The sequence below is a fragment of the Neoroseomonas lacus genome (assembly GCF_014644535.1).
Classification (GTDB): domain Bacteria; phylum Pseudomonadota; class Alphaproteobacteria; order Acetobacterales; family Acetobacteraceae; genus Neoroseomonas; species Neoroseomonas lacus.
The window spans coordinates 227,606-246,647 of the sequence record NZ_BMKW01000006.1; the positions used below are offsets into that span (position 1 = coordinate 227,606).

General features: G+C 69.1%; 15 protein-coding genes. 9 read left to right on the forward strand and 6 right to left on the reverse strand.

What is annotated here, in order from left to right:
* Nucleotides 1-2 precede the first annotated feature (2 nt).
* A complete protein-coding gene (locus IEY36_RS13570) occupies nt 3-1,007 on the reverse strand; it encodes an Ldh family oxidoreductase (protein ID WP_229681303.1) in 1,005 nt (334 codons plus the stop codon).
* Nucleotides 1,008-1,381: 374 nt separating this feature from the next.
* On the opposite strand from IEY36_RS13570, the gene IEY36_RS13575 reads away from it, so the two are divergent.
* Genes IEY36_RS13575 through IEY36_RS13605 form a run of 7 tightly spaced genes read left to right on the forward strand, consistent with a single transcriptional unit; the run spans nt 1,382 to nt 7,762 of the window.
* Nucleotides 1,382-2,257 (forward strand): transporter substrate-binding domain-containing protein, encoded by an 876-nt coding sequence (locus IEY36_RS13575; RefSeq protein ID WP_188967612.1) that lies wholly within the window; start codon nt 1,382-1,384, stop codon nt 2,255-2,257.
* Between the two features lie 18 nt (nt 2,258-2,275).
* A complete protein-coding gene (locus tag IEY36_RS13580; protein WP_188967613.1) occupies nt 2,276-2,941 on the forward strand; it encodes an amino acid ABC transporter permease in 666 nt (221 codons plus the stop codon).
* A 6-nt stretch (nt 2,942-2,947) separates the two neighbouring features.
* Nucleotides 2,948-3,613, forward strand: coding sequence for an amino acid ABC transporter permease (locus IEY36_RS13585; RefSeq protein ID WP_188967614.1), 666 nt, complete (start codon nt 2,948-2,950; stop codon nt 3,611-3,613).
* Nucleotides 3,606-4,412, forward strand: coding sequence for an amino acid ABC transporter ATP-binding protein (locus IEY36_RS13590; protein WP_272873136.1), 807 nt, complete (start codon nt 3,606-3,608; stop codon nt 4,410-4,412). The genes IEY36_RS13585 and IEY36_RS13590 overlap by 8 nt, the downstream gene beginning before the upstream one ends.
* Before the next feature lie 11 nt (nt 4,413-4,423).
* Nucleotides 4,424-5,587 carry an NAD(P)/FAD-dependent oxidoreductase gene (locus IEY36_RS13595; RefSeq protein WP_188967615.1) on the forward strand — a complete coding sequence of 388 codons (1,164 nt, stop codon included), beginning with the start codon at nt 4,424-4,426 and terminating at the stop codon, nt 5,585-5,587.
* On the forward strand, nt 5,584-6,843 hold the full coding sequence (locus IEY36_RS13600) for an NAD(P)/FAD-dependent oxidoreductase (RefSeq protein WP_188967616.1): 1,260 nt from the start codon (nt 5,584-5,586) through the stop codon (nt 6,841-6,843). The genes IEY36_RS13595 and IEY36_RS13600 overlap by 4 nt, the downstream gene beginning before the upstream one ends.
* 19 nt (nt 6,844-6,862) lie before the next feature.
* Nucleotides 6,863-7,762, forward strand: a complete 900-nt coding sequence (locus IEY36_RS13605) for an aminotransferase class IV (protein ID WP_188967617.1) — start codon at nt 6,863-6,865, stop codon at nt 7,760-7,762.
* 13 nt (nt 7,763-7,775) lie between these two features.
* Here IEY36_RS13605 and IEY36_RS13610 read toward each other — a convergent pair whose 3' ends face one another.
* The 4 genes from IEY36_RS13610 to IEY36_RS13625 all read right to left on the reverse strand — a co-directional run bounded on the left by IEY36_RS13610 (nt 7,776) and on the right by IEY36_RS13625 (nt 12,991).
* The gene (locus IEY36_RS13610) at nt 7,776-8,351 is read right to left on the reverse strand and encodes a hypothetical protein (protein WP_188967618.1); all 576 of its coding nucleotides are present in this window, start codon (nt 8,349-8,351) and stop codon (nt 7,776-7,778) included.
* Nucleotides 8,352-8,468: 117 nt separating this feature from the next.
* Entirely contained in the window at nt 8,469-10,133 is a 1,665-nt protein-coding gene (gene mdoH, locus IEY36_RS13615) for a glucans biosynthesis glucosyltransferase MdoH (protein WP_229681304.1), read from the reverse strand.
* Nucleotides 10,134-10,189: 56 nt separating this feature from the next.
* Nucleotides 10,190-11,161: a Bug family tripartite tricarboxylate transporter substrate binding protein gene (locus tag IEY36_RS13620; protein WP_188967619.1), complete on the reverse strand. Its 972-nt coding sequence runs from the start codon at nt 11,159-11,161 to the stop codon at nt 10,190-10,192.
* Nucleotides 11,162-11,749: 588 nt separating this feature from the next.
* Nucleotides 11,750-12,991, reverse strand: coding sequence for a methyltransferase (locus IEY36_RS13625; protein ID WP_188967620.1), 1,242 nt, complete (start codon nt 12,989-12,991; stop codon nt 11,750-11,752).
* An 86-nt stretch (nt 12,992-13,077) separates the two neighbouring features.
* Between IEY36_RS13625 and IEY36_RS13630 the strand changes: the two genes are divergently transcribed.
* Together IEY36_RS13630 and rlmN are read left to right on the forward strand one after the other, a co-directional pair.
* Nucleotides 13,078-13,593: an invasion associated locus B family protein gene (locus IEY36_RS13630; RefSeq protein ID WP_188967621.1), complete on the forward strand. Its 516-nt coding sequence runs from the start codon at nt 13,078-13,080 to the stop codon at nt 13,591-13,593.
* Nucleotides 13,572-14,771: a 23S rRNA (adenine(2503)-C(2))-methyltransferase RlmN gene (gene rlmN / locus IEY36_RS13635; RefSeq protein ID WP_188967622.1), complete on the forward strand. Its 1,200-nt coding sequence runs from the start codon at nt 13,572-13,574 to the stop codon at nt 14,769-14,771. Before IEY36_RS13630 ends, rlmN begins: the two co-directional genes overlap by 22 nt.
* Nucleotides 14,772-14,787: 16 nt before the next feature.
* On the opposite strand, the gene IEY36_RS13640 is transcribed toward rlmN, so the two are convergent.
* Nucleotides 14,788-18,879 carry a beta strand repeat-containing protein gene (locus IEY36_RS13640; protein WP_188967623.1) on the reverse strand — a complete coding sequence of 1,364 codons (4,092 nt, stop codon included), beginning with the start codon at nt 18,877-18,879 and terminating at the stop codon, nt 14,788-14,790.
* Between the last annotated feature and the right edge of the window lie 163 nt (nt 18,880-19,042).

A 19,042-nucleotide genomic window follows, 5' to 3' on the forward strand; every position in this document is an offset into this window, starting at 1 on the left:
CATCATTCCTCGCCAGCCAAGGCCAGCAGCTTCGCATGGATCGCCGCCGGGATCGCGATACCGTCGCGCAAGGCCAGCGCGCGGCGATGGTGTCGCTCGTCGCCGGGCATGCGCTGCGCGCCGGCCTCGCGCAACACGCCGACCAGCGCGGCGATGCGGCCGGGAACATCGCCGCCCGGGCCACGCGCCGGGTCGATCAGCAGCAGGAACTGCCCGGCGCGCGAGGTCTGCGCCCCGGGAAAGCTCGGGGAGTCATCCTGGAAGCCGAAGCGCCCGCCGGTCAACGCGGCGGCGAGCACCTCGACCATGAAGGCGATTCCTGCGCCCTTGTGGCCGCCGAAGGGCAGCAACGCGCCGCCATCTAGGATCGCGGCCGGGTCCGTGGTCGGTGCGCCGGCAGCGTCGAGGCCGATGCCCTCCGGCACGCTTCGGCCTTCCACGCGCGCCTTCAGCACCTCGCCCTGAGCGCGCAGGCTGGAGGCCTGGTCCCAGACCACCGGCGGGCCGTCGCTGCGCGGGCAGGCAAAGGCCATCGGATTGGTGCCGAGTACCTTTCGCTTTCCGCCCCAGACCACGATGCGGCCACGCGCATTCACCATCGTCAGGGCGATGAGGCCCTGTTCGGCGAAGGGCTCGATGTCGGGCCACAGCGCGGCGAAGTGGTGCGAGTCCGATACGCAGACCGCCGCGAGCCCCTGACTGCGTGCTGTTGCCGTCGCCTGGTCGCGCACCGCGGCGAGGGCGACCTGGGCGAAACCGTTGGCGGCATTGACGGCGAGGATCGACGGCGCCGGCTGCGTCACCACCGGCACCGCCCGTCCATCGACCCAGCCGCTGCGCAGCGTCGCGATGTAGCCGTCGAGGCGCAGCAGGCCATGGCTGGCCGCACCGTCACGCTCGGCAGCGGCGACCACGGCGGCGACCAGCCCGGCGTTGGGCGCGCTCATACCGTGGCGCTCGAAGGCGCGCGCGATAAGGGCGGCGAGTGCCGATTCAGTCAAGGTCATGGCTCGGTCTCCCGCGGTGCCGGTCTGGTCTCGACCAGCCTCCATGCCAGCATCGCGCGTTTGCGCGGGGCAGGCGATATCATTGGCAACAGTGGTGGCGGTCAAGGCGAGCGCCGAGGTCGCGCCAACGAACGCATCCGAACGGTTGCGACGAAGGTTCGCGACCCGCCGCGGCGCCAAAGACGATGATGCAATGCCCTGACCCGCAAATAGGGGATAGGCGACCTCACCAGCTTGTGGCTACCGTTCCCACCGGGAGACGATGCGGCTTCAATAGGGCGGGCGCCAGGCAGCACAAGATGGCTGTCTTCCTCCCGCTTGGTGACCGACGCCACGGCGCATGCCGCGAGGCGGGGATCAAGGAGGCTCGAACAATGGAAGTGTCGATCGCACGCCGGATGCTGCCGGCCCTGGCCGCCGCGGGTGGCGCGCTGCTCGGTTCGCGTGCAGCTCATGCCCAGGGGGCGGCATCCACCTGGGACCAGATCATGCAGACCAGGCGTCTGCGCGTCGGCGCCGCGCTGACCGAACCCTGGTACTTCAAGGACACGGCCAACAGCAGCGCGCCCGGCGGCGTCAAGATCGGCGACGTCACCTGGCGCGGCATCGGGCCGAGCCTCGGCGACGCCATCGCCAAGGCGATGAACGTGCAGCTCGAAATGGTGGAGGTCACCTGGGGCACCGCCGTCGCCGCGCTGCAGGCGAACCAGATCGACACCATGTTCATCCTCGACCCGACGCCCGAACGCGCGTTGGCGATCGACTTCGTCAACAACCCGATCCTCTGGTATCCGGTCGCGGCGCTCGCCAAGAACAATTTCGCGCCCACCACCTGGGCGGAGCTGAGCGATCCAGCCGCGCGGAGCGGCGTCGTGCTCGGTACCTCGACCGACCAGACCCTGACGCGCCTGTCGCCGCGCGGCAGCATCCAGCGCTATCAGACGACGGGCGAGTTGCTCGCGGCGTGGCAGGCCAACCGGATCGACGCGGCCTTCATGACCGCACCCGGTTCCGACCTTGCCATCGCGCGGCTGCGCAGCGGCAAGACGCTGATCCCGCGCCCGGTCGTCGCCGTGCCGGCCGGTGCAGGTGTGCGCAAGGAAGCCGACACGCGTTGGGCGAACTACCTCTCGACCGTGGTGGCGTACTACTACAACGCCGGCATCACCCAACGCTTCTATGATGAGTACATGGCCTTCCGTGGCCTTGAACCCGGCCGCGCCACCGCCATCCAGCGCGAGGCCTGGTAACGGCGCGGGCGCGGCACGATGGAGTATCAGTGGGATTTCGCCGCCGTCTTCCGGCACGGCGACCTGCTGATCGAAGGCGCCAAGGGCACCTTCGCCCTGGCCGGGATGGCGATCCTCATCGCCTTCCCGATCGGGCTGCTGGTGGCGCTGATGCGGCTGTCGCGCCTGCCCGTGATCGCCTGGTTCGCGGTAATCTACACGGACCTGTTCCGCGCCTCGCCGACCATCGTGCTGATCTATTGGTTCTACTTTGCCTTCCCGCTGCTGGTCGGTGTCGACTTCAACACCTTCACCGCCGTGTCGCTGACGCTGGGCCTGCAGACCGGCGCCTATATGGCCGAGGTGTTCCGCGGCGGCATCCAGGGCGTGAAGGCCGGACAATGGCAGGCGGCCAAGGCGCTCGGCATGGGGCTGGGCCGGACGCTGCGCTACATTATCCTGCCCCAGGCGGTGCGCCGCATGGTGCCGATCTTCTTCACCCGGCTGACCGAGCTGTTCAAGACCACCTCGCTCGCCGCCGCCATCTCCTACACCGAGATCGTGCAGATGGCGCAGCGCACGGCGTCGGACACCTTCCGCCCGATCGAGACCTTCACCGTCGTCGCGCTGTTCTTCTTCACCGTCATCTTCACGGCGAGCCAGTTCGTGCGCTTCGCCGAGCGCCGCTTCGCGGTGCCGGAGTAGCCGAGGATGGGGCATGAATGGGACTTCGCCTTCCTGCTCGGTCAGCGCGACTTCATCCTGCGCGGTATCCTCGGCACCTTCGGCCTCGCCATCACCTGCGTGCTCGCCGGCATGGCGCTTGGCCTGGTGTTCGCTGCGGCACGGCTGTCGCGTTTCGCGGCGCTGCGGCTGCTCGGCACCTGCTATGTCGAGTTCTTCCGCAACATCCCCGTCTTGGTGCAGATCCTGTGGTGTTACTTCGCCATCCCGATCATCACCGGCGCGCAGCCAGGCCCCTTCGCCGCCGCCGCGACGGCGGTGTCGCTCTATGCCGGCGCCTACATGACCGAGATTTTCCGCAGCGGCATCCAGTCGGTCGAGAAGGGCCAGTGGGAAGCCGCGCGCGCCATCGGCTTCGGCTATCTCGCGCAGATGCGCTACGTGGTGTTGCCGCAGGCCATGCGGTCCATCACGCCGCCGCTCACCAACCAGGTGATGGAAGTGGTCAAGACCACCGCCATCGCCTCCACCATCGCCTATGGCGAGGTGCTGTATTCGGCGAAGGTGCTGAGCGACCAGGAATTCCGCCCGATCGAGAGCTACACCGCGGTCGGCGTCTTCTTCATCGTCGTGCTGGCGCTGGTCAGCGCGGCATCGTCCCTGCTGGAAAGGAGGCTGCGCCGGCATGGATGAAGTGCTGCGTGTCGAAAATCTGCACAAGCGTTTCGGGTTGCTGCATGTCCTGCGCGGTATCGACCTGTCGGTCCATAAGGGCGAGACCATCGTCATCCTCGGCGCCAGCGGCTCGGGCAAGAGCACGCTGCTGCGCTGCCTGAACTTCCTGGAAATGCCGAGCGAAGGCCGCATCACCATCGAAGGCCGGCTGGTCGGCCGCGAGACAGGCACGCCCGGCGTGATGTCCTACGGCACGCGCGAACTCAACGCGCTGCGCGCCCGCGTCGGCATGGTGTTCCAGCAATTCAACCTGTTCCCGCACATGACGGTCGAAGGCAATGTCATGATCGGGCCGATGAAGCTGCGCGGCATGACCGAGGAGACCGCGCGCACCCTGGCGCACGACAACCTCCGCCGCGTCGGTATCCTGGAGAAGGCGCGCGAGTATCCGGCGCGCCTGTCGGGCGGCCAGCAGCAGCGCGTCGCCATCGCCCGTGCACTCGCCATGGAACCGACGATGATGCTGTTCGATGAAGCTACCTCCGCGCTCGACCCCGAATTGGTCGGCGAGGTGCTGCTTTCCATGCGCCGCCTCAGCGAGGAAGGCATGACCATGCTCGTGGTCACCCATGAGCTTGGCTTCGCCTACAACGTTGCCGACCGCGTCATCTTCCTAGAAGGCGGCATGGTGCACGAGGAAGGCACGCCGCAGGAGGTCCTGCAGAACCCGAAGCAGGAACGCACGCGCGAATTCCTGCGCAGCCACACCCTCTTTCGCCTGCCGGACCCCGCCCCCGAAGCGGCCGGCCATTCCTGAAGGACGCGAGCATGCGCCGGATCGTCATCATCGGTGGCGGCATCATGGGTTCCGCCATCGCCTACAGCCTGGCGCGCGCCGGCGCGGCGGCGGATGTCATCGTGGTGGAGCCCGACCCCACCTATGAATTCGCCGCGACGCCGCGGGCGGTGGGCGGCGTGCGCCTGCAACACGCCATCCCCGAGAATGTGCAGATGTCGCTCTATGGCGACGAGGTCTATTCGGCCTTCGACCAGCACGTCACTGGCGGCAAGGTCACTTTCGACCCGGCCTTCCAGCGCCTCGGATATCTGTTCCTGGTGCAGGGGGCGGAAGCGCTCGCTTCGCTCGAAGCCAATGTCCGCATGCAGCAATCGCTCGGCGTCGAGGTCGACGTGCTGGACGCCGCCGAATTGCGCCGGCGCTACCCCTCCTTCAGCTTCCACGGAGTCGATGCCGGCGCGCTGTCTCCCGGCGATGGCCAGATCGACCCCAACGCCGCGCTGATGGGCTATCGCCGCGCGGCGGAAGGCCTCGGCATCACCTACCTCAAGGACCGTGTCGTCGGGCTAGACGTCGTCGGCAACAAGGTCGTTGCCGCGCGGCTCGAATCCGGCGCGAGCCTGCCGGTCGACATCGCCGTCAACACCGCGAATTGCTGGGCCGCGGATGTCTGCGCCATGATTGGCATGTCGGTGCCGATCGAGCCCATGCGCCGGCAGCAATTCCATTTCCTGACGCAGGACCCGGTGGAACCCTTCCCCGCCATGCGCCACCTGGCCGGCCTGTCGGTGCGCCGGCATGCCGGCGTCTATCTGTGCGGGCACACCAACTTCAACGAAGCCGCCGGATTCAACTGGGAACTCCAGCACGAGGTCTTCGAGGAATCGCTCTGGCCGCAACTCGCCGAACAATGCACGGCCTTCGAGACAATCAAGCCGCGCGGCGGCTGGGTCGGCCATTACGACATGAACCGCCTCGACGGGAATCCGGTGATCGACTGGTACGACAAGGTGCCGAACTTCCTGCTCTGCGCGGGCTTCTCCGGCCATGGACTGCAACACGCCCCGGCGGTCGGCCGCGCGGTGAAGGAGATGATCCTCGATGGCGGCTTCCGTTCCATCGACCTGTCGCGCTTTTCCTGGCAGCGCATCCTCGACGGCACCCCCATCCCGGATGACGGTCCGAAGGCATGAACGCCCCGGTCGTCGTCATCGGCGGCGGCTTCATCGGGCTGTGCTCCGCGCTGCAGATGCAACGGCGCGGCCTCGCTGTCACGCTGGTCGATCCGGGCGAGGCGGAACGCGCGGCCTCCTTCGGCAATGCCGGACAATTCGCTGTTGGCGAGGTCGTACCGCTGTCCGGGCCGGATACGCTGCGCAAGGTGCCTGGCTGGCTCGCCGACCCGCTCGGGCCGCTGGCGATACGCTGGCGCCATCTGCCGCGCCTCACGCCCTGGCTGATCCGCTTCCTGCGCGCCGGCAGGCCGGATCGGGTGGCGGCGATCTCGGCCGCCATGGCGGCGTTGTGCGACCGCATCCATCTCGACTACCAGCCATTGCTCGACGCCGCCGGCGCGCAGGCGCTGGTGCAGCCCGGGCCGCATCTACGCCTCTATGGCTCACGCGCGGATTTCGAGGCGGAAGGCTGGCGCTGGCAGTTGCGGGTCAAGGCCGGGCTGCGCCACGAATTGCTCGACCGCGCCGCGCTGCACGCGCTGGAACCGACCCTTGGCGAGAGCATCACCTTCGCCGTCGCCTCGCCGGACCGTAGCTCGGTGATCGAACCGCTGCGCCTGATGCGCGCGCTGGACGCCTGTTTCCGCGCCGGTGGCGGCGAGGTCGTCACCGGCAGCGTCGCCGGCTTCCGCCGCGAGGCGAACCACGTCACCGGCGCCATCCTCGCCACTGGCGACGTTGTCGCCGCGAGCCAGGTGGTGATCGCCGCGGGGGCCTGGTCGAACCGGCTCACGGCGCTACTGGGCGACCGCGTGCCGCTGGAGAGTGAGCGTGGCTATCACGTCGTGCTGCCCCAGCCCGGCGTGATGCCGCGCCACAGCATGTCGCATGTCGCGCGCGGCTTCGCGCTGCTGCCGATGGGCGAGCGGCTGCGCCTCGCGGGTACGGTGGAACTCGCAAGCCTCGAAGCGCCACCCAACTGGGACCGCGCACGCCGGCTGATCGACACTGCCCGCACCTTTTTGCCAGGCTTGCAGACCGGGGGCGCCAGCTTCTGGATGGGCCATCGCCCGAGCCTGCCGGATTCCCTGCCGATCATCGATCGCGCCTCGCAGACCGCGAATGTCATCTACGCCTTCGGCCATGGCCATATGGGCCTGTCCTGGGCGGCGACGACCGGGCGGCTGGTGGCGGACCTCGCCACCGAGACACCGGGCAATCTCGACACCACGCCCTTCCGCCTGGCGCGCTTCGCTGGACCAGCCTGGGCATGACAAGCACACCGGAGGTTCCATGAAGGGCAGCCAGGATTTCGCCGCCGACCCGCGCAATGCGACGGTGAAGGTCTATGTCAGCGGCGCGCTGGTGCCGCGCGACGAGGCGCGCGTGTCGGTCTTCGATGCCGGCTTCGTGCTCGGCGACGGCGTGTGGGAAGGCATGCGGCTGCACAAGGGCCGGCTGGTCTTCCTCGATCTGCACCTCGACCGGTTGTTCGACGGCGCGCGGGCGATCGACCTCGACATCGGCATGACGCGCGAGGCATTGGTGGCGGCGTTGTGGGAGACGCTGCGCGCCAACGGCATGGAGGATGGCGTCCATATCCGCCTGATGGTGACACGCGGGTTGAAGAAGACGCCGAACCAGGACCCGCGCCAGACCATCGGCCGCGCGACGGTGGTGATCGTCGCCGAATGGAAGCTGCCGAGCCCGGCCATCGTGACGACCGGGCTGTCGCTGTTCACCTCCAGCATCCGTTGTTCGCCGGCGGACATGTTCGACATGCGGCTGAATTCGCACAGCCGGCTCAACCTCATCATCGCGCTGAACCAGGCGATCAAGGCGGGCGCGGACGAGGCGCTGATGCTCGACCCGCACGGCTTTGTCTCCTCCTGCAATGCGACGAACTTCTTCTTCGTGCGCGGCGGCGAAGTGTGGACCTCGAGCGGTGACTATTGCTTCCGCGGCGTCACGCGCGGGCATGTCATCGCACTGTGCCGGGAGAACGGCATTCCGCTGCGGCAGGCGAATTTCGCGCTGATGGACGTCTATGGCGCTGAGGAGGCTTTCGTCACCGGCACTTTCGGCGGGCTGACACCGGTGCGGGCGATCGACGGCCGCGTCCTTCCCGCCGCGCCACCCGGGCCGATGACGCTGCGGCTGCGGTCGCTCTATGAGGCGTTGAAGGACCGCTGAGCGGGCCGCGCCGTTACGTGCGGCGCTTCCATTGAGCGCGGACGGCACGGATGCGGGCGACCAGGCCGGGGCCGTCGCCGAAGATCCAGCGCCGTGCTGTCGCGGCGAGGTCGCGCGCCGCCAACTTGGCCCGCTGCACCGTCCGGCGCGCCGCCTGCCAACTGGGTGAGGCGTCGAGATAGGCGTGGGCGCGTGCCAGCAGGGCAACCACGACGTTCCGCATCCGGGCGAAGATGGCGATCTGCATCAGCTTCGGTTCCGCCACGGTATAGAGATGCGCCGACAGCGCGGTGCCGACGAACTTCGCCGAGAGCAGCAGCACCACGCCCTTGATCGGGTGCCCGCCGCCGATCAGCCAGACCGCCGCGAGCTTCAGCGGGATCAGCCCGAGCAGCGGGATCAGGAACAGCAACAGGACGAGGCGCGGATCAAGCCGCAACACGAGCCGTTCCAGCCCGGCGAAGATTGGCAGCCGGGCGATCTGGGCGCCGAGCAGGCCGGCCCAGTGCCATATGGTTTCCTCCAGCACCACCCAGAGGAAGGCGAGCAGGAGCAGTGGCGCGCGCAGGATACGGCGGAGGTGGAGCATGACCGGCAGAATAGCAGGCTGGGCAATCGGCCGGTCTTCGATTTCGCAGGAATCGCCCGAAGGCGCAGTAACCTCCGCGTCCGCCGGGCTGCTCGAGGGGCAGCGCCCCTCAACCTTCTACCGCCCGCCCAACCGTTCCTCCGGCATGGCGCAGATCTCCTCCCGCCGCAGCCAGGAGGAGAACCGGGCATCCGCGGTCACGACCGCGAAGGGGATCGCGAACAGCAGCGACACCAGCACTGGCAACGCCAGCAGCAGCGCCAATGGCGAGGCCACCGCGAAGGCCAGGCCCAGCACCAGGCCGGCCAGCGTCGGCGGCCAGAATTGCCGCGCCGCATCGGCCCAGGAGACGCCGCGATCGGCGCGGTTCTGCGGCACCCAGCCGACCTTGAGGCCGAACGGCAAGGCGAGCAGAAACAGCGCCTGCGCCATCAGCCGGGCCGGTTCCATCAGCGTGGTGAAGCCGATCTCGGCGGCGGCGCCGCGCAGCACGTCGTCGCGGCCGCCATAGGCTTCGGCGAGGGTGGGCTTGAGCAGCAACTCGGCATAGCCGGCGAGCTTCGGCGCGTAATGGCATACCCAGCCGACGAACAGCAGCAACAGCAGCCAGCCGGTCGGCGTGGCGCCGCCGCCGGTCAGCGCGTTCAGCGCTGCGAAGACCAGGATGGCGCACCACAGCGGCGCGCCGATGAACAGCAGCATGGCCTGCAGCAATTGCCAGCGCGCCATCGGCGTCTGGCCGGGCAGGCGCAGCAGCGCGAGGTACTGCATGTTGCCGCCGGCCCATCGCAGGTCGCGGGTGACGAAATCGCCGAAGGTCGGCGGATTGCCCTCACGGCTGCCGGTGTCGTCGGGCAGCACGCGCACCTTCCATCCCGCCGCGGTCAGGCGGGTGGCCTCGACCTGGTCGTGGGACAGGATGCGCGACCCGTCCGGCAGCGGGGCGAGCCGGCCATGCTCGCGAAACAGCGCGATGCGGATGACCGCGTTGTGACCCCAATAGGGGCCCTCATCGCCCTGCCACCAGGCCTGGCCGATCGCCCATGTGCGCATGCCCTGGCGCATGCCGAACTGGAACAGGCGCGGGAAGGCGGCGGTGGCCGGCCGGCCATGGATGAGTTGCTGGACGATGGCGAGTTTCGGGTCGGCTTCGAGGATGGCGACGAGGCGAAGGACCGCCTCCGGCGTCATCTCGGAATCGGCGTCGAGACAGAGGAAATGGTCGAGCCCCTCGGCATGATGGTCGAGGAAATCCATCACATTGCCGGCCTTGAAGCCGTCATTGGCGGCGCGGCGGCGGTAGTTCGTGTCGGTGCGGCCCTCGACGAAGGCGCGGATGGCGGCTTCCTCGGCCTCGGCGGCCGGGCCGGCCGGGGTGTCGGAGAGCACCCATAGGGCGAAGCGGCCGGCCATGCCGCGCGCGGCCAGCCCATCCATCAGCCGCGCCAGGGGCGGCAGGACGGTGGCCATGTCCTCGTTGCGGATACAGATGGCGATGGCGGTGCGGCCCTGCGGCGGGCCTTGGCGGGCGGCGCGGGCCTGCGGCAGCACGGCGGCGACAGGGTCCTTCGCAACGAGCAGAATGGCCAGGCCGACCAGGGCGTTGGCCGCCGACAGCGCGCTCCAGGGCATGGTGCCGAGGAAGCAGAGCAGGATCAGCGCTTCCCAGACCGTCCAGCCGCCCGGCGCCAGCACGGCGACGGCCAAGCGCAGCAGCCCGGCCATGAGGGCCAGGGCCAGTAGCACGAACAGGATGCGGCGGTGCAGGATCGGTTCAGTCACACCGCCGGTCTATGCCCGGAGCGTGGCCGGAAGGCGAGGGCGCGCCGCCGCCCCGGTCAATCCACCTGCGCGCCGGATGCGCGGACCACCGGCGCCCATTTCGCCACCTCGTCGCGCATGAAGGCGTCGTAGGCGGTGGGGCCGAGCGGCCAGGGTTCCGCCCCGTAGTCGCGCAGACGCTGGGCGATGCCGGGGTCGTTGAGGGCGGCGACGATCTCCGCGCCGAGCCGGTGGCGAATCGCCACCGGAACGGCCGCCGGCATGGCGATGCCGTACCAGGATGCCACATCGAAATCGGGTACGCCCTGTTCCTGCAGCGTCGGGACGTCGGGCATGGTGCTGGCGCGCTGCCCGGTGGAGACGCCGAGCGCGCGCAGCATGCCGGCAAGCACCTGCTGGCGGGAGGCCGGCGCGTTGTCGATGTTGAACAGCACCTCCCCGTTCAGCACCGCGGCCATGGAGGGCGCGGTGCCGCGATAGGGCACGTGGGTCAGGTCCAGGCCCATGCGCATGCCGAACAAAAGCCCCCCCAGATGCGACGAGGTGCCCGAGCCGGCCGAGGAGAAATTCGCCCGCGCCGGATTGGCGCGGCAGAAGGCCACCAGTTCCTGCACCGATTTCACCGGGCCGTCGCCCTTGACGATCATGACGTTCGGCATCGCCGCGATGCGCGCCACGCCCGGCAGGTCCTTCAGCGGGTCGAAGGAGAGGCGGCGGTACAGGGTCGGCCCGATGCCGTGGGAGGCGACGTGGTTGACGTAGTAGCTGTAACCATCGGGCGCGGCGCGGGCGGTCACCTCGGCGCCGACCATGCCGCCGGCGCCTGGGCGCGGGTCGATGATGACGGGTTGGCCGAGCTTTTCGCGCAGGCGGTTCTCCATCATGCGCACGAAAATGTCCGACACGCCGCCGGCGGCACCGCCGATGACGAAGCGGATCGGCTTGTCGGGCCAGGGGGCCTGGGCGCGGACGGATGGGGCGGCGAGCAGGGCGACAGCAGCGCCGCTGAGGGCGCGACGGGTGAGCATGTGGGTTTCCTCCGGGCCTCAAGCGGGCCTTGGCGGGGAGCCTAAGGCAGGGCGAGGTGGGAACGGAATGGGTCGAGGCGTGGATTGCGCCCCGGTGGCGTGCCGCCATGGCGGCCGAACGCGGCTCCCCAACAGACGAAGCCGTTGATTTCACTTACTTTAAGATTTTAGGATTTTAGACTTTTAACGCCATTCGGCGTGAATTTCGCCGCAGACGCACTTCGCCCATTGATTGTTGAAACATAGCAAGAACAATGGCCAGAATCCAGCATTGCCTGCCGTGCCTGTGGGCATCGGTGCGGTCCTGTTGGATGACCTCGACGAAAGGTTGGAGGGGCACTGCCTCTCCAAACCGTCCCGCCAAATGACGGGGCATTTGGAAAGCTGGCTACTGGCGTTGGCTTGGCGTTCATCCTGCGCCCACGCAGCGCCATTCGTATGCAAGGGCGGGTCTCGGCGCCCGGCGTCAAATCGAGGTGTCCAGAGGCCCTTAGGCCTTTGGTGGGGAGGGTCCGGGAGGGGCAAAGCCCCTCCTGGTTCCACCGGCCAACAAAAAGCGCCCGTGGGGCTGCAGAGAGCCGCGACGCCCTACCGAGCCGCGAGCAGCAGCCGGTTCACCCGCTCCATCGCCCGTGCCACGGCGGCGAAATCCTTCGCAAAGGCCTCCCGCGACACGCCCTTCTCAGCCAGCTCGTCGCCGATCGCGCCGATGCTGCGCTGCCCGTCCACCCGTGCGAGGATGGCCTGCGCCAAGCGTGGCAGGGCGACCGGCACGGTCAGCCCGTCGAAGGCGATGCGTAGCACGCCATCGGCCGGGATAGTCGCGGCGAGCTTCACCCCGTCAAGTTCCCGCAGCACCGGCACCGATTCCGGGTCGTCCCAGGCCGGCAGCGGCGCCGCCTGCCCGGCGCGCACGCAATAGGCGATGTGGATGCCCATATTGCCCGAGGTCGCCTCGGCCAGGGCGGCGCGCTGCACCGGGTCCAGCCCGGCGGTGCGTTCGCGCAGCCGCGGGTCGGTCAGGAAACTGTCCGGGTCGTAGCGGAAGGGTTCGACCAGGCAGCGGATCTCGAGCCCCGCGGCGGCGACCATCCCGGCCAGCTTCGGCACGGTGAAGGCGATGTCGCGCGGGTTCAGCAGCAGGTCGTAGATGCCGGCATCGCCGCCCTTCACATGGTCGGTGATCCAGGGGTTGCGGCGCAGCCAATTGGTGTCGGGCAATTGGCGCCACAGGCGCTTGGCGACCTCGACCCGCTCGCGCGGCGGCTGGCTGGCGGGCGCGAGCAGCCGCAGCGCATCCTGCACCATGTAGACGCCGGTGCGCCCATGCGGCGCATAGACCATCAGCCCGACGCCGCCGCCCGGTGCGAGCACCGAGACCAGCGCGCGCAGCCCGGCCAGCGGGTCCGGCAAATGGTGCAGCACGCCGCAGCAATCGATGTAGTCGAACGGGCCGAGGCCGCTGGCCGGCAGGTCGAGGAGGGAGCCTTCCTCGAATATCACGTTATCGAGAGATCGGGCAGCGACGCGGGCGCCGGCCACCTTCCGCGCGGCGGCGGAACGGTCGAGCCAAGTGACGCTGCCCGCGCGCCCGGCCGTGGCCATCTGCTGGGCCAGCATCAGCGTCGCATCGCCGGAGCCGCCACCGGCGACCAGCGCCTTCAGTGGTTGGGTGGCGGGGCGGCGGGCGCCGAAGATCCAGTGGTCGACCTCCCGCAAATGGCTCGGGCTGCCGACGATCAGGCGCTTCGCCTCATCGCGCGGGTCGCGTTGGGGGTAGGGGTAGGATTCGTACTGGGCGGCCAGGGCGGCATCGGCGGCGTCGCTCATGCGCGGCGTGTTACGCCGGGACGCGCCGGAGGACCAGAAGGGTGCTTGCGGTTGCCCCGGGCGGCCGGGCTTCGTATCAAGGGGGCATGCGCAAGTTCATTCTCGTTCCGGCCTTGATTGCCCTGGTGGTCGGGCCCGCCCTGGCGCAGCAGCGTGGCGCAGCGCCAGCCAATGCGCCGCGACGGCTGGGCGACTTCCAGGCCTGGACCGCGGCGGTCCACAGCGAGGGCGGGCAGAAGGTCTGCTACGCTTTTACGCGCGCCTCGCGCACCGACCCGTCGCGGGAAGGGGTGATCCTGACCGTGGCGCACCGTGCCACCGGGCGCGACCAGGTGGCGCTGTCGGCGGGCTATGCCTATCCGCGCAACGCGGCGGTCACCGTCGCGGTCGGCCAGACGCAGCTTGCCTTCTACACAGGCGGCAATTCGGCATTCGCACGGGATGGGCGGGCAGCGGTCGCCGCCTTCCGCGGCGGGTCGACGGCGGTCTCGCGCGGGCCACGCGCCGCCGGGCGCGGCGTCGCGACGGACACTTTCAGCCTGTCGGGCTTTTCCGCCGCCTATGACGCGATCAGCCAGGAATGCCCGGCGCCCCGGCGATGAGCACCACCCTCACGACTGACGGGCTGGAAGAAGCGGAGCGCGCACGGATCCTGGCGAAGGCCGCGATCTTCGCGCCGCCGCCGGCCATGCTGCCCGATGGGCGGCGCGACCTGGTCGGGCTGTCGCGCGAGGAGTTGATCGCGGAGATGGCCGAGATCGGCGAGAAGCCGTTCCGCGCCAAGCAGCTCTGGCACTGGATCTACCACCAGGGCGAGACCGATTTCGCCAGGATGACGACCATCGCCAAGCCCATGCAGGGCAAGCTGGCGGCACGGTTCGTGGTCGGCCGGCCCGGGGTGGCGACACAGCAGGACAGCAGCGATTCCACCCGCAAATGGGTGTTCGCCTTCCGCGACGACCAGCGGGTCGAGACGGTCTACATCCCGTCGATGGATGAGGATCGCGGCGCGGTCTGCATCTCCACCCAGGTCGGCTGCACGCTGTCTTGCAAGTTCTGCCACACCGGCACGCAGAAGCTGGTGCGCAACCTCGGTGCGGCCGAGATCGTCGGCCAGTTCATGGCGGCGCGCGATTCCTATGGCGAATGGCCGTCCCCGAAGGATGGCACGGCGCGGCACCTGTCGAACATCGTCGTCATGGGAATGGGCGAGCCGCTGTACAATTACGAGAACGTGGCCAAGGCGCTGCGCATCGTGATGGACCATGAGGGCATCGGCCTGTCGCGCCGGCGCATCACGCTGAGCACGTCCGGCGTGGTGCCGATGATGGACCGCTGCGGGGCGGAACTTGGCGTCGGCCTGGCGGTGTCGCTGCATGCGGTGACGGATGAATTGCGCGACGAGATCGTGCCGCTGAACCGCAAATACCCGATCGCCGAATTGCTCGCCGCCTGCCGGCGGTATCCGGGCGCGTCGAATGCGCGACGCATCACCTTCGAATACGTCATGCTGCGCGGCGTGAACGACAGCGAGGCCGAGGCGCGTGAGCTGGTGCGGCTGATCCGCGGCATGCCGGCCAAGGTGAACCTGATCCCGTTCAACCCCTGGCCGGGCAGCGCGTACAAGACCTCGACCTCGGAGGCGATCCAGCGCTTTGCAGCCATCCTGAACGAGGCCGGCTATGCCAGCCCGATCCGACGGCCGCGCGGGCGGGACATCCTCGCCGCCTGCGGGCAGTTGAAGACCGAGAGCGAGCGGCGCGCCAAGGGCGCCGCCTGACCTCATCCCGGCGGCGTCAGGCCAGGATCAGGTCGGTCTCGACGAGGGGTGTGGCCACGGTCATGCGGATCAGTATCTCCACCGTGGCGAGGTTGCCGTCGGTATCGATCCGCAGCAGGCCGGCTTCGGCGTCCCAGGCGACCTGGTGGGCGGCGGCGAAGCTGCTGCCGGTGACGAAGGCCTCATCGGCCCAGCCACCGATATCCGTTCCGATCACCGAGAGGTCAATGCGGTCCTCGCCGCTGGCGAAGCCGAAGATCAGTTCGCGATTGGCGGGCGCGCTGTCGGAGGCCTGTTCGTAGAGGAAGACGTCGGCGCCGGCGCCGCCATTGAACTGGTCCAGCCCGGCGCCGCCGACCAGCGTATCCGCTCCGTCACCGCCGGCCAGCACGTCGTTGCCGGCGAGGCCGCGCAGCACATTGTCTCCAGCGCTGCCGATCAGGCGATTGTCCATCGCGTTGCCGGTGCCGTCGGTCGGGCCGGTGCCGACCAGACTCAGTGATTCGACGTTGTCCACCAGGGTATGGTTGAGGCTGGCATAGACAAGGTCGTTGCCGTCATCCGTGGCCTCGACCACGGTGTCGTCGGCGGAGACCACGATATAGACGTCGTCGCCCACGCCGCCCACCAGGCGGTTAGCGCCGTTGCCGCCGGCGAGGCGGTCATTGCCCGACCCGCCTTCCAGCGTATCCGCCCCCGCCCCGCCATAGAGACTGTCGGCGCCGCTGCCGCCGACCAGGCTGTCATCGCCATTGCCGCCGATCACCGCCTCGAAGCCGGATAATGTGTCGCCCTGCGCATCGCCGCCGGTGCCATGGCCGGTGGCGAGGTCCACCGTGACGCCCGCGGTGGCGCCGGCATAGGTGAGCACATCGGCATTGCCGGGGCCGCCATCGAGGCTGTCCGCCCCGGCGCCGCCACGGATCGTGTCCTGGCCATCGCCGCCGAGGATGGTGTCGTTGCCGCCTTCGCCGCGCAGCAGGTCGTTGCCGCCCATGCCGGAGACGTGGTCGTCGTCGCCGCCGCCGCGCAGCGTGTCGGTGCCGCCGCCGCCGGCGAAGTCGTCGTCATTGCCGATCGCGGCGAGCACCTGCGAGATGCCGAGCGATGCGCCGCGGGTCGGGCCCGAGAGCACCACGGCGAAGCCTTCACGCTGTTCGGCGAGGGTGTCGCCGGCGATCTGGATGGTGATGGTCTCGGTGGTTTCCCCGGCGGCGAAATACACCGCGCCATTGGGCCGCCGGCCACCGATGAAATCCGATGCCGAGGCGGCCGCGCCGCCGCTGCCGTCGGGGCGCACGGCCCAGCGCACCGCCTGCGCGACGCTGAGGTCGCCGCTGCGGGTGACGGTGAAGGTGAAGTCGGTGGTGCCGGAGTCGCCTTCGGCGAGCAGCGGCGTGGAGGTCGCGAGGTCGAAGGCGGAATCGTCGTTGGGGATGAAGCCGAAGGCCGCGCCGTCGCCGATCGTGGCACCGCCGGCCGGGTTGGCGAGGGAAAGGCGGAAGAACTCGTTGCCTTCGACGACCGCATCGGCGGTGATCGGCACCTCGATGACGCCGGTGCGCTGGTTGGCCAGGATGGTGAGCGTGCCGGATGTCGCCGTGTAGTCCAGGCCGGCCTTGGCGCTGCCGTCCTGGGTGGCGAAATTCACCGTGATGTCGGTGCCGACGGAGTAGGACAGGCCGACGGTGAAACGCATCACCGGGCCGCCATCGGTGCCCTCGGTGATGCGGGCATCCTGGATGTCCATCACCGGGGCGGTGCGGCTGTCGTCATTGGTGATGGTGACGGTGCCGCTGCGGTCGATGATCTGCGCGCCGACCGCATTGGCGAGCACGATGCGGAACGCCTCATTCGCTTCCCACAGGTCGTCCGAGGCGACGGTGATCTCGATGGTCTTGCTGGTCTCGCCGGGGGCGAAGGTGAGGCTGCCGGAGGCGGCGGTGAAGTCCGACCCGGCCTCTGCCGTGCCATTCACCGTCGCCCAGTCGACCGTGACGGGCGAGGCGCTGGCGGTGAGCGTGACCGTGGCGGTGGCGGTCACGGTGCCGCCGCCATTGCCTTCGGTGATCGTCACATTGCCGATGGCGAGGCCGTCATCGTCGACGATGGTGGCGGTCGCGGTGGCACGCAGGATGCCACCGGCGGTCGGGTTGCTCAGGGTGACCGTGAAGGTCTCCTTCGATTCCGAATCGGTGTCGGTGGTGATCGGCACGCTGAAGGTGCGGCTGGTTTGCCCGGCGCTGAAGGTCAGGGTGCCCGAGGTGGCGGTGTAGTCGGCGCCGGCCAGCGCAGTACCGTCGGATGTGGCGTAGTCGATCGACGCGCTCGCCGACATCGCCGAGGCGAGGCTGACCGTGAAGAGCAGGTTGAGGCTGCCGCCGCTGCCTTCCACGACGGACGCGTCGGTGATCGAGAAGCCGTCATCATCGATCAGCGTGACGGTGGCGAGGTCGTCGCGGATCGCCACGCCGCTGGCGTTGGACAGGCGGACGCCGAAGGTCTCGCCGCTCTCGACCACGGCATCGCGGATGATCGGAATGGCGACGGTGGCCGAGCTCTGCCCCACCGCGATGGTCACGGTGCCGCTGCTCGGGACATAGTCGATCCCGCCGATCGCGGACCCGTCCTCGGTCGCGTAGTCGACGGTGACCTCCTGCTCGGCCGGGCCGGCCAGGCTGATGGTGACGGTGGCGGTGCCGGCGCTGCTGTTGGTGCCTTCGACCAGCGTGACGTCGCGGATGACCAGCCCGTCGTCGTCGACGATCGTGCCGGTGGCGCTGGAGCGTGCGATCGGTGCGCCGGAGGCGTTGGACAGGGTGACCGACAGGGTCTCGTCGGCCTCGTTCGCCGTGTCGCCCACGAGGCTGACGGTGACGAATTTCTGCGTCTCCCCGGCGGCGAAGGTCAGGCTGCCGCTGGTCGCGGTGTAGTCGTCCCCGGCGGTCGCGCTGCCGTCGGCGGTGGCGTAGTCCACGGTGACCGCCTCGGTCGAGGCGGTCAGCAGCCGTACCTCGAAGACCATGCTGCCGGGGGCGCCGGCATTGCCCTCCACGGTCGTGACATTGGCGACCGAGAGGCCGTCGTCATTGGTGATGGTTACGACGCTGAGGTCGTCGCGCAGCGCGGCGCCGCTCGCGGCGTAGAGCCGCACGGTGAAGGTCTCGTCGGCCTCGAGGCGCGTGTCGCCGAGGATCTCGATGAGGATGTCCTGCTGCGTGACGCCGGGGGCGAAGGTCAGGGCTCCGCGCTGGGCGACGAAATCCTCCGCCGCGCCAGCGGTGCCAGCGCCGGTGCGGTAGAACACGGTCACCGGTTCATCCGACGGGGCGGACAGCGTGACCGGCACCGAGACGAAGCGCGGCGAGGTGCCGTCGCCTTCCAGCACCTGCGCGTCGCCGACGGCGAGCGTCGCGAGCACGGCGCCGTTGCGGATGGCGAACTCATAAGTGCCGGGCGTGCCGATGTTGCTGGCGGCTTCGAGGGCGAGGATCGCGGCCTGGTTGCCCGATTGCGGCAGCTCCAGGTAGTCGAGCCCATTGCCCGAGGAATAGCCCGCCCGCGCCACCGTGCCGCCGAGGCCGCCGCTGCCGCCGGAGAAGTCGCCCGTGGTCCAGTCGACGTTTTCGTAGCGGAAGGTGATGTTGAAGTCGCCGTCGTCGCCGACCTTGGCGAGTTCCAGCTGGAAGGCGTTGAGCTTGTCGGTCTTGCGGTTGAAGTAGCCGACATCGTCCCAGGTAACGGTGAAGGTGCCGGTGGCGGTGTCGAGGTCATACCAGACTTGGTTGCTGCCGGCGGAGGTGCCGCCGGCAGAGGGGGCGGCCGGCCCGCCGCGGGTATCCACATCGGCCCAGAAGGGCGTGATCAGCGGGTTCGCCGTGCTGCCGGTGATGGCGGTCGGCGTGAAGCTGCTCATGCTGCTGGCGAAGCTGACGGAGCCGTTGTTGTTCACCCACAGGCCGGTGAACAACTGGCCGAAGAAATTGAGGCCGCCCGGCAGGACCGTCGTCAGGTCGATGAAGGTGGAGGAGCCGTCATCGGTGCGGACGACCGCGTTTTCCCCAAATCCCGCCGCGCCGCCGAGACCGTTGACCAGAGTCGTTGCCATGAAAGGCCCCCTTGGGGCCCCGTCATGGATGAAGGGGCCGTGATGGGCCGATTAGGCAGCGATCCCGGCTAATGGCCGGTGAACGGCCGAGGGCTTCGTCCTCCGGTGTCGTTGACCTTCCTGGCGCCAGCCGGCGCCGCGGCCGCTGACCTGACGCGCGATA

What these genes read in the sequence shown, in the direction of transcription:
- IEY36_RS13595 (WP_188967615.1), top strand. Translation starts at nt 4,424, where the DNA reads ATGCGCCGGATCGTCATCATCGGTGGCGGCATCATGGGTTCCGCCATC.
- IEY36_RS13610 (WP_188967618.1), bottom strand. Translation starts at nt 8,351, where the DNA reads ATGCTCCACCTCCGCCGTATCCTGCGCGCGCCACTGCTCCTGCTCGCC.
- IEY36_RS13570 (WP_229681303.1), bottom strand. Translation starts at nt 1,007, where the DNA reads ATGACCTTGACTGAATCGGCACTCGCCGCCCTTATCGCGCGCGCCTTC.
- IEY36_RS13585 (WP_188967614.1), top strand. Translation starts at nt 2,948, where the DNA reads ATGGGGCATGAATGGGACTTCGCCTTCCTGCTCGGTCAGCGCGACTTC.
- IEY36_RS13580 (WP_188967613.1), top strand. Translation starts at nt 2,276, where the DNA reads ATGGAGTATCAGTGGGATTTCGCCGCCGTCTTCCGGCACGGCGACCTG.
- IEY36_RS13640 (WP_188967623.1), bottom strand. Translation starts at nt 18,879, where the DNA reads ATGGCAACGACTCTGGTCAACGGTCTCGGCGGCGCGGCGGGATTTGGG.
- IEY36_RS13590 (WP_272873136.1), top strand. Translation starts at nt 3,606, where the DNA reads ATGGATGAAGTGCTGCGTGTCGAAAATCTGCACAAGCGTTTCGGGTTG.
- rlmN (WP_188967622.1), top strand. Translation starts at nt 13,572, where the DNA reads ATGCCCGGCGCCCCGGCGATGAGCACCACCCTCACGACTGACGGGCTG.
- IEY36_RS13605 (WP_188967617.1), top strand. Translation starts at nt 6,863, where the DNA reads ATGAAGGGCAGCCAGGATTTCGCCGCCGACCCGCGCAATGCGACGGTG.
- IEY36_RS13625 (WP_188967620.1), bottom strand. Translation starts at nt 12,991, where the DNA reads ATGAGCGACGCCGCCGATGCCGCCCTGGCCGCCCAGTACGAATCCTAC.
- IEY36_RS13600 (WP_188967616.1), top strand. Translation starts at nt 5,584, where the DNA reads ATGAACGCCCCGGTCGTCGTCATCGGCGGCGGCTTCATCGGGCTGTGC.
- IEY36_RS13630 (WP_188967621.1), top strand. Translation starts at nt 13,078, where the DNA reads ATGCGCAAGTTCATTCTCGTTCCGGCCTTGATTGCCCTGGTGGTCGGG.
- IEY36_RS13575 (WP_188967612.1), top strand. Translation starts at nt 1,382, where the DNA reads ATGGAAGTGTCGATCGCACGCCGGATGCTGCCGGCCCTGGCCGCCGCG.
- IEY36_RS13620 (WP_188967619.1), bottom strand. Translation starts at nt 11,161, where the DNA reads ATGCTCACCCGTCGCGCCCTCAGCGGCGCTGCTGTCGCCCTGCTCGCC.